The sequence below is a fragment of the Luteibacter rhizovicinus genome, assembly GCF_004342265.1.
Lineage (GTDB): Bacteria > Pseudomonadota > Gammaproteobacteria > Xanthomonadales > Rhodanobacteraceae > Luteibacter > Luteibacter rhizovicinus_B.
In genome coordinates, this window is the sequence record NZ_SMCS01000005.1 from 362,246 (window position 1) to 378,487 (window position 16,242).

Below are 16,242 nucleotides of genomic sequence, written 5' to 3' on the forward strand. Positions count from 1 at the left end.
CATCCCCTGTGCGGAGCTATCTGTCTCCCCTGATTGGGGGGTTGATTCGCGAAGCGAATCGCCGATCGCCCCGGCAAATGTCATTGCCGGTCATTCCCCATTTCCTGCGGGGTAAGCGGCGCGCCAAGTTCACGGCCATAGGCCGCGATACGCCGTCCAACGACGGAGCGATCCTTGTCGTAAACCGCCAGCGCGGTCTCGATCGGAAATTCACGAAGCGCCGTTGCCAGTGCCATCGCGTCGCCGGCCGCCTTGGCCACGCCCATCGCGGTATGTGGCCGCACCACGAAGGCGGCGTCGCCGAGCAGCGCGACGCGATCTTTCGTCATGCGCGGCGTCTCGTAGTCGAAGATGGCTTGCACGAAGGGCCTGGGTTCCGCCGCGACGGCAAGGGCGAATGGGTGGGGCAGCAACGCTTCCGCGTCGGCCAGAAGTTCGGCATGCACCGGAGCCGCGATATCGCCCGGTGCGAGCGAAAATCGATGCAGTTTGCCAGTCGCGTCGGTAAGCCATCGATCCAGGCCGTCCTTCGTCGCCGCCTGGCGATACCAGACCCAGTTGTAGCGGCGACGCCCGACGTCCATTTCTCCGTGCGGTCCGGCCACCAGATAGCCCAGGATGTGCGATCCGTGCATGTGATAAAACGCGAAACGTTCCAGCAGCGTATCGGCCGCGTCAGCTGGCAGCTGCGTTTCGGGGAGAAGACCCCGCCATGCGACATAGCCTGCATAGCGGCTCAGATGGTCTGCCGTGCCCATGGCGTCGCGCACCACCGAACCGACACCGTCCGCGCCGATGACCAGGTCGAATGCCTCGCGTTCGCCCGTCGCGAAGACGAGCGCCGCACCGGAGGTGCCGTTCTCCACGCCTGTTACGCGCGTATCGGTCCGGTAGGCATCGGCCGGAACACGATCGCGGAAAGCGCGGTAGAGATAGTCCCAGGAGATCTGCATCTGTGGCGTCGCGTCCCGATGTGCAATGGATCCGGTGCGATCGAGAGTGATCCGTTCGCGTGCGAGCACGCCGACCTTCGAGACATGTTCGCAGCCGACTAGCCTGAGGATCGCGAAAACCTCCCGCTGTCCCACGAGCCCCGCGCCCCGTCCCTCGAGACCGGATCCGGACCGCTCGAAAATACGCACGTCGTGTCCGTCGGCACGCAGCAGTGCGGCCGCGAAAAGACCTCCCATCGATCCGCCAACGATGCCGATGCGCAATGCCATGCCGAGTCCTCTTCGTTAAGTTGATTTTCTGGGTAAGGCGCGGGATCAGGTCCGGCCGAAGGGAGCGTGTCGCATCAGCGGAAGATCGCGAAGAGGGCTTCCCATCACGCGCGACAGCGCTATGGTCACTGCGGCGGCGGTCGGTCCCTGGGCGATCTCCGCCGCGCCAAGGAACGGCAGGCCGGGTCGATCGACGATATGCACGCTGACTTCGTCGGGCACCTGCGAGAACCGCATGATGGGATAGCCCGACCAGTCGTTGCTGTGTACCTGTATTTCGTCGAAGTCGACCGCTTCGTACAGGGTCCAGCTCGTCGATTGCAGAATGCCGCCTTCGATCTGGTTGCGGGCGCCATCGGGGTTTACGATCTGTCCGCAGTCGATGGCGGCCACGGCACGCAGCAGCCGTACGGCGTTCGTGTCCGGATCGTATGCCACCTCCACCGCAATGGCGAAGTAACCCATGATGTTCTTGTAGCGCGAAAACGCGAAACCGGCCGCCTTGCGATCGTCGGTACCCCGGTATGGCCAGCCGAATTCTCGGGCCGCGGTCCGGATGACTTCCACGGCGCGGGGATCGTCCAGATGGCGAATACGGAAGTCCACGGGATCTTGCCCGACGGAGCGGGCGAGTTCGTCGACGGTGGTTTCGATCGATACCACATTGATGTGCGCGCCCAGCGAGCGCATGGCGGACGTCCGGAAGGGCATCTCGGGAACGAAGTTCATCGTCACGTCGAGATTCGGTATGCGGTAAGGCGGAACCGCGTTGCGATCCGCATCGCCCTCGGGATTGGGGATCGGTACCGGTGGCGCGGACACGAAGGGCTTTGCCAGCAAAGTAGCCGGTGCGAGGCGTCCGGCATTCACGATGCGTTCGTTGTGCGGCGTACTCCACAGCGCGAAGTTCCAGTCGCGGAGATTGCCGGCGTCATCCAGCGTCGCCTTCAGATCGGTCGCCATGGCCGGACCGTAGGGTTCCCACAATTGCTCCTGATCCCTCATCCATTGCACTCGCACGGGCTGTCCGGGAACCGCGCGTGCGAGCAGGGCCGCATCGGCCGCTACATCGTCGGCGCCGTTGTGTCCGTAGCAACCGGATCCTTCCACGTGAATGCAATGCACCTTGTCTAGCGGCACCCCGAGCATTTCAGCCAGTCCACCGCGCAGGGGATAGACGCCCTGCGTATGCGTCCAGACCGTCATCGTGCCATCGGCAAGCTGGGCGACGGCGCACGAGGGTCCGATCGATCCGTGCTGCACGTACTGTTTCGTATGCGTGCAGGTGAACGCTGGCTTCGTCGAGACGGGCGCTGTCGAGCGGCTGGCCGTGGGATACACCTTCGCCGGCAACGTGCGTAGCGCCGCATGGATGCCGGCGTAGCCGGGAAGTGCCGGAGCAGCCGTCCAGCCAGCGGCACGGGTGAGTGCGCGTGCCGCGACGATGGCGCGCCATTCGTCGTCCGCGAGCACGCCGATGAAGTCGCCATCGACGACGACGCGTACTACGCCCGGAAGCTTTTCGACGGCGGTTACGTCCAGCTGCTTCAGCCGGGCTCCCGGCAGTGGTGGGCGCACGACGCGGGCATGCAGCATGCCGGGCAGGCGCATGTCCTGAACATACGCGGCTCCGCCAGTCACCTTTCCCGGAATGTCCACGCGAGGAAGAGAGGTACCGATAAGGGTGAATGTCTTCGGATCCACGGCAGGCGATGTTGCATCGGCCTGCCGATGCAACTGGATATCCTTCACGGCCTCGGCGTAGGTGACTTTCCTGCCATCGTCGGCGCGAATCTCCCCGTCTTTGGCGGTGAGTCGGGATACGGGTACGCCGAGGCGCGAGGATGCCGCCGTCAGCAACAGAAACCTCACCTGGGCGGCCGCGTTGAATAGAGCGGTACCGCCATCGGCCATGCTGTGACTACCCGCTGTGTAACCCTCGTCGGGCGTGCGGGCGGTATCGGCGGTAACCAGCGTAATCAATGCGGGCCGGACGGAGAGTTGCTCGGCGGCTATCTGGAGCATGGCTGTCCTGACGCCCGTACCCAGCTCGACCTTGCCCGTACACACGGTTATCCCGCTGTCGTCGATCTTTATCCATGCGTCGAGGAACGGATTGGATTTCAGGCTGCCGGGCAGATTGGGCGCCAGGATGACCGTGCCGAGGGTGTCCACCTTCTGAGCCAGCAGGCGCGCAGGCGCCATGGTCGCGAAAGCGACTACCAGCGCACCGTTGACGATGAATGCACGGCGGGAGATATCGACGCGATCGTCGTGGCGGGTCATGCGTGTTCTCCCGCCGCCACGACGCGAATAGCCGCAAGAATGCGCATGTGTGTGCCGCAACGGCAGAGGTTCGGTTCCATGTGTTCGCGGATGGTGGCCTCGTCCGGATGCGGGTTGGCCGCAAGCAAGGCCTGCGCACGCATGATCATTCCCGAAATGCAGTAACCGCACTGCGCTGCCTGGTGCGCGATGAACGAAGCCTGCAGTGGCGACGGGTGCGCAAGCGTGCCGAGACCTTCGATGGTCACGACTTCGCGCGCGCCGATCGACGACAGCGGCGTAACGCAGGAGAACACGGGTTTCCCTTGCACGATCACCGTACATGCGCCGCACTGGCCCATTCCGCAGCCGAATTTCGCACCATTCATGCGCAAGTCGTTACGCAACACATATAGGAGCGGCGTTTCCGGACCGGCTTCGACCTGGTGCAGTACGCCGTTGACCCTCAGCTCGATCATGGTGGTGCGCTCCCGTCCTTTCCGACCTCTTCGATAATCTTGTTCGTGGCTCGCCATGGTTCCTTCTTGCCGAATCGCACACGCAGGTAAACTAGGAGATTCGCGATGTCCCTGTTGCTCAGCGCGTCGTCGAATGACGGCATATAGACCGAAACTCCAGGCTCGTCCGGCAAGCCGATGCCGTTAACGATGGTCTGAATGGCATTGCGCGGAGTGTCCGCGTGGATCGACGTCGCCATATCGAGCGACGGCCGGCCTTCCATCGCCATCATGGGGGCCGACGGTTCGTGACATCCCGCGCAACCACCTGCGAAAAGCGAAGCTCCCTCGGCGTACCCAGCGGGCATAGAGGGATTGACTGGCGTGTCGTTGCGCACGCCACGCGGTTTCTGCAGCGACAGCACATAGCTTGCGATCGCCTCGACATCGGCACGCGGCAGTTTGCTCAGATTATCGACAACGGGACGCATGGGGCCCGCTGCCGCTCCATGTTCGCTGGCTACGCCGGTACTGAGATAGTCGACCAGCTGGCCTTGCGTCCAGGGACGCGTTGCGCTGTCCAGCCTGTTCAGTGGCGGGGCATCCCAGCCATCGACAGTAGCGCCGTCGTACGGCTTGCCGTGCTCCTCGCCTCCGATGAAGTCGAGTGGCGTGTGGCACGAGGCGCAATGTCCCGCGCCTTCGGCGAGATAACGCCCGCGTTCGACGACGCCCCTTCCGGCCGGTACGGCACCGGACTTCAGGAACAGCAGGTTCCAGAATGCAAGGGAAGGGCGGAGCCGGAACAGTAGGGGCAGTTCATTCTTTCGTGGCGGGGCATCGACCGGTCTGCGGCTCATGAGGAAGGCATACGCATCGTCGATATCCGCATCCGCCATGCGCGTGTAGTGCACATAGGGAAATGCGGGATAAAGGAAATGGCCGTCGCGGGACACGCCGTGCCGCAACGCTCGCCGGAAGGCATCGACAGACCACCTGCCGATGCCGGTCGCGGCATCGGGGGTGATGTTGGTGGAGTAGATCGTTCCGAACGGCGTCTTCAGTCCGTACCCGCCCGCGTACGATGTTCCTTCGCGAGCGGTATGGCAGACGATACAATCCCCCTGCGCGACAACCCGCGCACCGCGAGCGATCGTCGCGGCATCCGCGGGAATGGGCGTTCCCGTGGTTTCGCGCAGCGAAGGACGCCACATGATCGCGAACGCGACCGCACACAGGACGCCCGATGCTGCAAGCAGAACGGTACGGCGTTTCATCGGGTTCGCTCGCGCGCTCATTTGACCTTGAATAAGCTATCGCGCGATTTCGCCCGCATATAGAACAAAAGTAACCCACGCCACGCGCAGCCATACGGGCGGGATACAAGCGTTCCATGGACCGTTCAAACCGCCAAGCCTTCTCATGCCGAAGTCACGACACTATCCGAAACGCGGTGTCCCTCGTGGACCCGGCGGTACACATCAACCTGGATATCCGATATGAAAGTGCAATCCGAACGAACCGCCGGAGCGGCGCCTCCCGTTATGGCTCGCAGCCTGATCGCACTATTCGCATTCTGCTGTGGCGCGATCGTGGCCAATATCTATTACGCGCAACCGATCATCGGCGTCATCGCGCCCGAGTTGGGCATGTCCCCCGGAAGTACCAGCCTGATCGTGTCGCTGACGCAGATTGGCTACGCGGTCGGTCTGTTCTTCCTCGTCCCGCTGGCGGATATCTTCGAGAATCGCCGACTGATGATGGCGACGATCGCGGTGACGGCCGTGAGCCTGGCGTTGGCGGGGTTGAGCAAGTCGCCAGGCACTTTCCTTCTTATGTCCGCGCTTATCGGCGTGAGCTCCGTATCGGTACAGATGATGATTCCGCTGGCCGCCCATCTGGCACCGGAGGCAGCACGGGGAAGGGTCGTTGGCACCGTCATGGGCGGCTTGCTCCTGGGCATTTTGCTCGCACGCCCGGTATCTAGCCTGGTCGCCGATCACCTGGGCTGGCGCGCGGTATTCATGGGCGCATCGGTGTTGATGCTTGCGATCCTGATCCTTGTCGCCGTGACCATCCCTCGACGCATGCCCACGCACAGCGCCACGTACTGGCGGCTGATCCGGTCGCTGGAAGAGCTGTTCCGCCGCGAGCCGGTACTGCGTCAGCGAGCGTTGTATCAGGGATTGATGTTCGCCGCGTTCAGCCTGTTCTGGACGGCCGCGCCACTGGCGCTCATGCGCGAACACGGTCTGAGCCAGAGCCAGATCGCGCTGTTCGCACTGGTCGGTGCGGTAGGTGCCATCGCTGCGCCGATCAGCGGTCGTCTTGCCGATGCGGGCCACACGCACAGGGCATCGATGCTGGCGATGCTCATGGGTGCGGTCAGTTTTCTGCCGTCGCTGATCCACCCGGCTTATAGCGTGATCGGTCTGGCGGTCACCGCTGTCGCCCTGGACTTCGCCGTGCAGATGAACATGGTGCTTGGACAGCGCGCCGTCTATGCGCTGGACGCGGCGAGCCGGGGACGCCTCAATGCGCTCTACATGAGCAGCATCTTTATCGGCGGAGCCATCGGCTCCGCCGCTGCAAGCATGCTTTACGAGAAGGGTGGCTGGCTCTGGGTTGCGTTGGCGGGCAGTGCGCTACCGCTGATCGCTTTCCTGATTTTCTGGAAGACGTCGCGGGCAGGGCAGAGAGAGGCGATCGCGTAACGCTGCCAATCCGATAATGGATTAGCGACAGGTATCGAAATTATGCCGAGTGTCATCCAGAAGAATGAACCGAGCTGCCCGGCGAATTAATCGACATAACTGGTAACAATAGCCATGTAAATTCGTTACGAGCGTGATCCAGTACGCAAATTGCAGAGTCTCGGGCGCGCAATTAATCAACTTAAATCAAATACAAGTTCTTGCGATTAATCGCAAGATCATGCCGCTTGCAAAGCGGCCCGTATTCTTCGAAGAATATGAGGACAGGGAATTCGGTGGCATGGGCCTGCTCCATGCAATCTTTTGAACGGACTCAAGGGGTCAAGCTGATGCGTAATGGGGACGACCCGGGCCTTCCTGCCGACACGCCGATATTCCGGCGGAACAATGCGAACGCGGCAGCTTCAGATCGCCCCGATTACCCAATCTTTCCGATTGGCTGGTCGATACCCAAACCCCTGTGCAAGCCATCGTTTCCAGGTAGTGATACGTCAATCGCGCGGTAAAGGCGATTGCGTCTTTCTTTAGCAAAGGAGCGTGCATGTCTACCAGTTCGAGTTCGTCAGAAGCGATGTACGAAGTGGTCGTCAACCAGGAAGGTCAGTATTCGATCTGGCCGGTGATTAAGGCGTTGCCGCAGGGTTGGACGAAGGCCGGAAAACAAGGCTCGAAAGAATTCTGCCTTGAATTCGTCAGCGAGGTATGGACCGACATGCGTCCACTTTCACTTCGCGCGCGGATGGAGTCCATGCAGTCAAGTTAGCTTCATCGCGAGCGGTTCGTCGCGAGGGGCTAAGTGAAATATAAAAACTGCATCCTATCCTGGGTAGTGACATGCCAGATGAGCGTCTGCTGTTCGTTTGTCTTTACTTTCGGACGCCATGTTCCAGTTTGTCCGCGCGCCCCAGGGGGGGAGTGGTTGCGCGGTCTGCCATGAATTTCAAATTCGCCCACTCACCCAGACCTTGGTGGATGGTGTGATTTCGAGGCGGAACTATGGCCCAGGATGGGTGCGTCGCTTGTGAAAACCATACTTCTTTTTTCAGGACAGGGCTCCCATCATTTTCAGATGGGCCGGGAGCTTTTTGATCGCGATAAGGGCTTTCGCACCACCATGCAGCACGCGGATCGCGTGATGCGCGAACGTTGCGGCGAATCGGTACTGGGCGTGCTGTTTGCGGAACGCAATACCAGGGATATTCCGCTCAACCGTCTTTTGCACAGTCACTGTGCCATCTTCATGGTGGAATATGCATTGGCGAAGTCGCTGATCGACCATGGCGTGCGGGTCGATATGGTCCTGGGCGCGAGCCTGGGCGCATTTGCCGCTGCCGCGGTGGCGGGTTGCATCGACCCGGATGCCGCGTTACTCGCAGTGATCGAGCAGGCGATCGCGCTGGAAGAACATGGCGAGCCTGGTTGCATGATCGCGGTCATGGGCGAACCGGAGCGCTATCTCACACCGGAATTGCTTGCGCTTTGCGAACTCGGGGCGCGCAATTTTTCGACGCACTCGGTGATCTCGTTACCGGAACGGAACGTCGCAGCGGTTGAAGCCGGTCTTCGCGGGCATGGCATGGCGTTCCAGCGGCTTCCGGTCAGCTTCGCATTTCATTCGCGCTGGATCGATACCGCCAGAAAGCCATATCAGGCATTCCTGCAAACGCTGGCATTCCGGCAAGGCAATGTTCCCGTCATCTGTTGCGCTACCGGCACGGTATTGCACACGTTGCCCGCCGGTTATTTCTGGTCGGTCGTGCGCGATCCCATTTTTTTCTCGCAAACCCTTGACCTGATCGAATCGCAGGACAGCTATCGCTATATCGATGTCAGCCCGGGTGGAACGATGGCGACGTTCCTGAAGTACGGACTACCGGTCGATTCGAAATCCCGGGTTCACCATGTGATGTCGCCATTCGGCGGCGACATGGACCGGTTGACCGAATTGACGGCGCATCGAGACGGGCAGGTACAGAACAGGCGCATCCCGGAGTCACGCAAAATGAAGGCAATCATCTTCCCCGGCCAGGGCTCCCAGTTCAGGGGAATGGGCAAGGACCTCTTTCCACTCTTTCCGGAACAGGTCAGGAAAGCATCCGACATTCTCGGGTACTCGCTGGAAGATCTGTGTCTGAACGACAGGCAAGGGCTCCTGTCGCAGACGCAGTACACCCAGCCTGCGCTGTTTGTCGTCAACGCCCTGCATTACTTCCGGCAGCGAGAACTGGACGCCGCTAACGAAGCCGGTCCGCCGCCGGATTTCTTTGCAGGCCACAGTCTCGGTGAGTACAACGCCTTGCTGGCGGCTGGGGTGTTCTCTTTTGAAACGGGGCTTCGCCTCGTTAAAAAACGGGGAGAGCTGATGGGTATGGCCAGCGGCGGCGGGATGGCGGCCGTGCTCGGCACGTCGGCCACGGAAATCAGGGCGATGCTCGATGGGCATGACCTGGGACAGATCGATATCGCCAACTTCAATACCCCTGCGCAAACGGTTATCGCCGGCGATAAAGACGCACTCACTGCGGCATCCGAGCTATTTTCGCGAATGAATCTACGCTGCGTGACGTTGAATGTCAGCGCGGCATTCCATTCCCGCCACATGCGGTCGGCGCAAGCGGAATTCGCCGGTTTCCTGCAGCAATTCTCGTTTTCGGCACCGGAAGTCACGGTGATCGCCAATGCTACCGCCCGCCCTTACGACCCGGCTCGCATTGCCGAGACGCTGGCCAGTCAGATCGCGACGTCGGTGCAGTGGGTGGACTCGATTCGCTATGTGATGGGGAAAGGCGATGTCGAGTTCCATGAGATCGGAGGAAGCGTACTTTCGAAAATGGTGCACGAGATACGAACCACGGAAACACCGATATTAGACGATATGTCGGATGCCCAACCCGTGAACGATCCCGACATGGGTAGCGTGGCGGACGAGCGGGCATCGAATGCACGCGCAGTCGAAGTGGCTCGCGAAACAGACCAGCGCGCCGCGCCGATTCTGGTAAACGCAACATCGCTTGGCAGCGAGGTGTTCCAGCGCCGGTTTGGCTTGAAGTACGCCTATATGGCCGGAGCGATGTATCGCGGCGTCGCCTCCACCGAGCTGGTCGTAAGGATGGGTAAGGCGGGCTTTCTGAGCTTCTTCGGCGCGGGCGGGCTTTCGCTGCAAAAGATCGAGGCGAACATCGTTCGCATACAGGCCGAGTTGAATGCGGGCCAGCCGTACGGCATGAACCTGTTGGCGAACTATGAATACCCCTCTCAAGAAGAAGCGGTGGTCGATCTCTATCTCAAGTATGGGATCAGGAACATCGAGGCCGCGGCCTTCATGCAAATGACGCCCGCCCTGGTCAAGTTTCGCTTGCAGGGTCTGCGTACGAATACGCGTAACGAGATCGTTTGCGACCATCGCATCGTAGCGAAGGTATCCCGTCCGGAAGTGGCAAAGGCATTCATGAGTCCGCCGCCACTCGCGATCGTGGAAAAGTTGCTGGAGCGCCACCAGATAACGCCGCAGCAGGCGGAATGGTCGCAAAGCATTCCCGTCAGTCACGATATCTGCGTCGAAGCCGACTCCGGCGGTCATACCGATGGCGGCATCGTGGCGGTGATGCTGCCACCTTTGCTGCGACTCCGTGACGATATGCAGCGGACGCATCGCTACATGGAGCCCATTTGCATGGGACTGGCGGGCGGCATCGGTGGCCCGGAAGCTGCGGCCGCGGCATTCCTGCTCGGCGCCGATTTCGTCGCGACGGGCTCGATCAACCAATGCACCGTGGAAGCGGGCATGAGTCCGGACGGGAAGTCGATGCTTCAGGAAATGGACATTCAGGACACCGAATATGCGCCGGCGGGGGACATGTTCGAAATTGGCGCGCAGGTTCAGGTGATGAAGAAGTCCGTCTTCTTCCCGGCGCGGGCGAACAAGCTGCTTTCGCTATATCGCCACTACGACAGCCTGGACGATATACCGGCGCGTACCCGGCATCAGCTGGAAAGCACGTTCTTCAAGAAGACGTTCGATGAAATCTGGAACGAGACGGCAAGTTATTTCAGGTCGGTAAATCTGGACCACGAAATCGTCAAGGCCGACGCAAATGCGAAACACAAGATGGCACTGGTGTTTCGCTGGTACTTCGCCTACTGCACCCGCATTGCCATGGAAGGGAAGGGCGACGACCGCGTGAACTATCAGATCCAGACAGGGCCGGCATTGGGCTCGTTCAATCAATGGGTAAAAGGGACGGAACTTGAGCAATGGACCAAGCGGCACGTGGATCACATTGCAATCAAGATCATGGATGCGACAGCGGAACATCTGACGCGGTCCTTTGCCCGCTTTCTCAGTAGCTGAAGCATCGATGGGGAATGGGTGACCCGATTGGCGTCGCCCGGGCGAGGGAGCCCGCCGTTTCAACCCGGCCAATCGGGTTGACGGAAGCAGCATCCGAAAGCAAACACCACAGGATAGGCACGATCATGAATGTCGGTCAGATTCCGCCCCAGGATAGCCAATCGCCATCTACGGACAAGGAAGGGGAGGGACGTATTGTCGATCGTGGCGACGGCGGGGATATCGCCATCATCGGCATGTCTTGCCGTTTTCCCGGTGCCGAAAACTACGACCAGTTCTGGGAGAACCTGTGCAACGGCCTATCCAGCGTAAGCGAGATTCCGGAAAACAGATGGGACAAGGACGCTTTCTATTCGACCGATGTGCGGGAAAAGAACAAGTCCATCAGTAAGTGGGGCGGGTTTGTCGATGGCGTGGAGTTCTTCGATTCCGATTTCTTCGGTGTGTCCGCGCGCGAAGCCGAGGTCATGGACCCGCAGCAGCGGATCATGCTGGAGCAGGCATGGTCATGCATCGAAGACGCGGGCTACGACCCTGCGGTCTTCAGTGGCAGCCGCACGGGCGTCTATATCGGCGTGTTCAATTTCGACTACAAGGATCATCTGGGTAATGCGCTCGATGCGATCGAGGGGCACGTCTCCACCGGAACGCATACCGCTCTCATCCCGAATCGCATCTCGTATTTCCTGAATTTGCACGGCCCGAGCATGCCGATCGATACCGCGTGCTCAAGCTCGCTGGTCGCGCTGCACAAAGCCGCGCACGCGATTCGTCGCGGCGAATGCGACCATGCGCTGGTTGGCGGAGTAAGCGTGCTATGCAGCCCGACTCATTTCATTTCGTTTTCCAAGACCGGCATGTTGTCGCCGGACGGCAGCTGCAAAAGCTTCGACGAGCGTGCCAATGGATACGTGCGGGGCGAAGGCGCGGCCATGGTTCTGATCAAGCCGCTCGACAAAGCCATCCGCGATAAAGACAGGATTGTCGCCGTACTGCGCGGCACGGCCATGAATCATGGCGGTCGCGCGCGGACAGTGACTTATCCCGGATCGTCCGCACAATCGAACGTGATCGCCGAAGCGTTGCGTCAGGCAAGCGTGCCCGTCGGCACCATCGGCTATGTCGAAGCACACGGGACAGGCACGCCCAAGGGCGACCCGATCGAAGTAGAAGGCCTGAAAATGGCGTTCTCCCGCATCGCGACGGATCGCGGGGAAGTATTGAACGAGCATTCCTGCGGTATCGGCAGCGTCAAGACCAACATCGGCCATCTGGAATCGGTCGCCGGCCTGGCCGGGGTGATCAAGACGATCCTGTGCATGAAACACCGGGCCTTCCCGCCACTGGTGCATTACCAGAAGCTCAATCCGCGCATCACGCTGGATGGCAGCCCGTTCTTTATCGTCGACACGGCGCAGCCGTGGCCGGCCTTGATCGCCGACAACGGACAGGCCATTCCTCGTCGCGCCGGCATCAGTTCCTTTGGCTTTGGCGGTGTGAATTCCCACGTCATTGTCGAGGAGTATCTCGAGCCCGAGGGCGCCGCATCAGGCGAGAACAGCGCTGTAGCGGAGCAACCGCCCGTGCTGGTCGTACTGTCGGCCAGGACCATGCCCGTACTGCGCGAGCGCGTGCATCGACTGCTCGCCGCTGTGGCATCGTCCGAAGTCCGTCTCGCCGGGCTGGCCGACCTGGCCTATACGCTGCAAGTGGGACGGCAGGCCATGGCCGCGCGTATGGCGCTGGTGGTCGATTCCTTCGAAACGCTGCAAACGCACCTGGAAGACTGGCTGGCGCAATCGTCCGGATCGGACGATGTCTTTACCGGGCAATTGTCGGCCGAAGTGCCCGCGCTTGCCGGGGACGAGGCGGTAAGCGACAGCTCCCTGATCGCGCTGCTTACTCGTGGGGACCTTCCGGCAATAGCGGCAAAGTGGGTCGAAGGACACGCGTTCGACTGGACGATCCTGCACGACACCGGCAAGCGTCGCCGTATCGCGCTTCCGACTTATCCGTTCGTCAGGGAAAAACACTGGGTAGAGGCAAAGCCGGCGCAAACGTCGATATCGTCGTCGGAGGCGGCCATCCACCCGCTCGTGCATCGCAATACGTCGAACGTCTCCGGACTGCGTTTCAGCAGTCGCTTTACCGGGAAGGAATTCTTCCTTGCCGACCACGTCGTGCAGGGCGAACGCACGTTGCCGGGCGCGGCGCAGCTGGAAATGGCCCGGTGTGCGGCGGGACACGCCGTCGCAGGTACGGGGCAGCAGCGTTTGAAAGACGTCGTGTGGCTACGGCCCATCGTGGTCGGGTCCGGGCCAAAGGACATGCATATCGCGCTGTTTCCGGAAGGCAACGGCGAATTCAGTTTTGAACTTTATGACGCCACCGATGGCGACGAGGCCGTGGTGTATAGCCAGGGTTCGGTGGTTACCGCCCTTGAAAGCGCAGCAGTGACGCACGACCTCGCCGCGCTACGTCAGCAGTGTGCGCGAGTCCACAGGACCGCGGCGGCATGTTATGACGCGTTCGACCGCATGGGCCTGAACTATGGGCCTGGCCATCGTGGTTTGAGCGAACTGTTCGTCGGACAGGCCCTGGCCCTGGCGCGGATAACGCTGCCGGATTCGGTGAAATCGCTGCAGGAAGGTTATGTCCTTCACCCCAGTGTGCTCGATGCGGCACTGCAGGCGACGATCGCTTTTCAGGCCGACGACGCAGGCGGATGGGATGACGCTGCACTGATGCTTCCCTTCGCACTCGGATCGCTGGACGTCATGGCTCCATGCGCCGCGAGTATGTGGGCCGTGATACGCCGCAGCGCCGGTAATGCCGCGGGCGATGCGCTGCAGAAATTCGATATCGATCTGTGCGACGAAGCCGGATTGGTATGTGTACGCCTCGGGGAATTTTGCGCGCGCGCATCGATCCATGCCGGATCCGAAGAGTCGGTACGGACAGCGCTGCTGCACCTCGACTGGTCAGAGCAGCCGGCTATCGCTGCCGGTGCCTCCCACTACGCGCGACATCTCATCATGTTGTGCGGTGGCGTAACTTCGTCCGACCTGCAATCGAGGCTGCCCGGCGCGACGTGCATCGAAATCGGCGCAGACGGCCCGTTGGCGCAGTGTTACGAATCCGCCGCCGGCGCCTTGCTGGAGCATATCCAGTCGCTGGGAAGCCAGTCGGGGCAGCATCTGATTCAGGTGGTCGTACCGGCGCAGGGGATCGGCCAGACCATGGCGGGTCTGGGCGGCATGCTGCGCACGGCGCAGATGGAAAATCCGCGCATCGTCGGTCAGGTCATCAGCATCGAAAGCGGTCAGGACATCGTGCAGGCGTTGCTGGAAAACCGTGACGGCAACGCGCAACAAGTGCGTTACGTCGACGGCGAACGCCAGATCGGCGGTTGGGCCGAACGTCTGTCGACACCGGATGCCGTGTCGCCGTGGAAGGCGCAAGGTGTGTACCTGATCACCGGAGGCGCGGGTGGTCTGGGCCTGATCTTCGCTCGCGACATCGCGCGTCAGGCCAGGGGCGTCACGTTGATCCTGACCGGGCGTTCACCGCTGACGGATGCAACGCAGGCCGCACTCGCCGAACTCGAAGCGCTGGGCGCGACGGCGCAATACCGCCAGCTGGACGTGGGCGATCGCGACGCCGTGACGCAGTTGGTGCACGGACTTACCGAAACCTTCGGCGGCCTGCACGGCATCGTCCACAGTGCGGGGGTCCTGCGCGACAGCTTCATCATCAGGAAGACCCGTGAGGAATTGCACGAGGTACTGCGCGCCAAAGTGGCCGGTACCCTCCACCTCGACGAGGCCAGCCGCGACCTGGCACTCGACTGCTTCGTCTGCTTTTCATCCACGTCGGGTGCGCTCGGTAACGTGGGACAGGCCGACTACGCGGCAGCGAATGCCTTCATGGACGCTTTTGCTCACCACCGTGCCGAACTGGTAGAGCGCGGGGAACGTCACGGACGCACGCTGTCGGTGAACTGGCCGCTGTGGGACGAAGGCGGCATGCAGGTCGATGCCGCCACGCGCCAGAGCATGACGGAGCAGACCGGGTTAATTCCACTGCGCAGTGCCAGCGGCTGTGCCGCGCTGGAACAAGCGCTATCGAGTGGCCTGCCGCAGGTGCTGGTGGTCGAAGGTGCGATACGTCGTTTCATGTCCGGGCTATCCGTTGCGGCGAAGCCTGTCGCGCCGGCGGCCGCAGCGTCGAATGCACCGTCCGACGAGCTGCAGGAGAAAGCCGTACGCTATTTCGTCCGGCTGTTGTCGAGCACGCTCAAACGGCCCGCTCACAGCATCGATGCACGTGTCCAGATGGAGGCTTACGGCATCGACTCCATCCTGGTGATGGACCTGACCCGAACGCTGGAACAAGTATTCGGCCCGCTTTCCAAGACACTGCTTTTCGAGTACCAGACGATTGCCGCGCTGGCCGGTCATTTTCTGCAGAATCACCGCACGCGATTGAGCGAGGTGCTGGGCGAAACTTCGCACGATGCCCCGCAAGCGACGTCGCCGCGCGAAGAAAAAACACCAATCGCCAGCACGATAGCGACGCGCCGCCCCCGCTTTGGCATGCACCAGCGCGGTTTCCAGGATGAGGCGCGCTTCAACCCGGCTACGACAACCAGCGATGTCGGTGAGATCGCCATCATTGGCGTGGCCGGGCGCTACCCGCAGGCAGGCAACCTCGAACAATTCTGGGCCAACCTGAGCCAGGGCAAGGACAGCATCACCGAGATTCCGTCCGAGCGTTGGGACTATAAGCTCTACTACGACGAAGACCGCACCAAACCCGGCAAGACCTACAGCAAGTGGGGCGGTTTCATCGACGGTGTCGATCAGTTCGATCCGCTGTTCTTCAATATCTCGCCGCGCGAAGCGGAGTTGATGGACCCGCAGGAACGATTGTTCCTCGAATGCGTGCACGCCACGCTGGAAGACGCGGGCTACACCAGAGACAGTGTCACCCAACATGCCGGTGCGGGACAGGAAGGCAGCGTCGGCGTGTTCGTCGGTGTGATGTACGAGGAGTATCAGCTGTACGGCGCGCAGGAGCAGGCAAGGGGCCGCAATCTCGCGGTGTTCAACAGCCCGGCATCGATCGCGAACCGGGTTTCGTATTTCTGCAATTTCAACGGTCCGAGCATGGCGCTGGACACCATGTGCTCGTCGTCGCTGACGGCGATCCACCTCGCTTGCCAGAGTCTG

At 61.3% G+C, this 16,242-nt stretch carries 8 protein-coding genes; 4 read left to right on the forward strand and 4 right to left on the reverse strand.

The features are described from left to right. Positions 1–80 precede the first annotated feature (80 nt). From EC912_RS14365 to EC912_RS14380, 4 genes are read right to left on the reverse strand one after another with little or no spacing between them, the layout of a single operon-like run. Positions 81–1,223: an FAD binding domain-containing protein gene (locus EC912_RS14365; protein ID WP_132145225.1), complete on the reverse strand. Its 1,143-nt coding sequence runs from the start codon at positions 1,221–1,223 to the stop codon at positions 81–83. A gap of 45 nt (positions 1,224–1,268) precedes the next feature. Beyond that, complete coding sequence (locus EC912_RS14370) at positions 1,269–3,509, reverse strand: xanthine dehydrogenase family protein molybdopterin-binding subunit (protein ID WP_132145227.1); 2,241 nt, start codon at positions 3,507–3,509, stop codon at positions 1,269–1,271. Next, positions 3,506–3,967, reverse strand: coding sequence for a (2Fe-2S)-binding protein (locus EC912_RS14375; RefSeq protein WP_132145229.1), 462 nt, complete (start codon positions 3,965–3,967; stop codon positions 3,506–3,508). Before EC912_RS14375 ends, EC912_RS14370 begins: the two co-directional genes overlap by 4 nt. Next, entirely contained in the window at positions 3,964–5,223 is a 1,260-nt protein-coding gene (locus tag EC912_RS14380) for a c-type cytochrome (protein WP_132145231.1), read from the reverse strand. The genes EC912_RS14375 and EC912_RS14380 overlap by 4 nt, the downstream gene beginning before the upstream one ends. 222 nt (positions 5,224–5,445) lie before the next feature. On the opposite strand from EC912_RS14380, the gene EC912_RS14385 reads away from it, so the two are divergent. The 4 genes from EC912_RS14385 to EC912_RS14400 form a co-directional block, all read left to right on the forward strand. Beyond that, entirely contained in the window at positions 5,446–6,660 is a 1,215-nt protein-coding gene (locus EC912_RS14385; protein WP_207906856.1) for an MFS transporter, read from the forward strand. A 541-nt stretch (positions 6,661–7,201) separates the two neighbouring features. After that, positions 7,202–7,423, forward strand: coding sequence for an MbtH family protein (locus tag EC912_RS14390; protein WP_132145233.1), 222 nt, complete (start codon positions 7,202–7,204; stop codon positions 7,421–7,423). Between the two features lie 243 nt (positions 7,424–7,666). Then, positions 7,667–11,011 carry an ACP S-malonyltransferase gene (gene fabD / locus EC912_RS14395; RefSeq protein ID WP_132145235.1) on the forward strand — a complete coding sequence of 1,115 codons (3,345 nt, stop codon included), beginning with the start codon at positions 7,667–7,669 and terminating at the stop codon, positions 11,009–11,011. Positions 11,012–11,136: 125 nt separating this feature from the next. Then, positions 11,137–16,242, forward strand: a 5,106-nt coding sequence (locus tag EC912_RS14400; protein WP_165973613.1) for a type I polyketide synthase, incomplete at its 3' end; no start/stop codon positions are given.

Coding starts and splice junctions, on each gene's coding strand:
- EC912_RS14365 (WP_132145225.1), bottom strand. CDS start 1,223: ATGGCATTGCGCATCGGCATCGTTGGCGGATCGATGGGAGGTCTTTTC.
- EC912_RS14370 (WP_132145227.1), bottom strand. CDS start 3,509: ATGACCCGCCACGACGATCGCGTCGATATCTCCCGCCGTGCATTCATC.
- EC912_RS14375 (WP_132145229.1), bottom strand. CDS start 3,967: ATGATCGAGCTGAGGGTCAACGGCGTACTGCACCAGGTCGAAGCCGGT.
- EC912_RS14380 (WP_132145231.1), bottom strand. CDS start 5,223: ATGAAACGCCGTACCGTTCTGCTTGCAGCATCGGGCGTCCTGTGTGCG.
- EC912_RS14385 (WP_207906856.1), top strand. CDS start 5,446: ATGAAAGTGCAATCCGAACGAACCGCCGGAGCGGCGCCTCCCGTTATG.
- EC912_RS14390 (WP_132145233.1), top strand. CDS start 7,202: ATGTCTACCAGTTCGAGTTCGTCAGAAGCGATGTACGAAGTGGTCGTC.
- fabD (WP_132145235.1), top strand. CDS start 7,667: ATGGGTGCGTCGCTTGTGAAAACCATACTTCTTTTTTCAGGACAGGGC.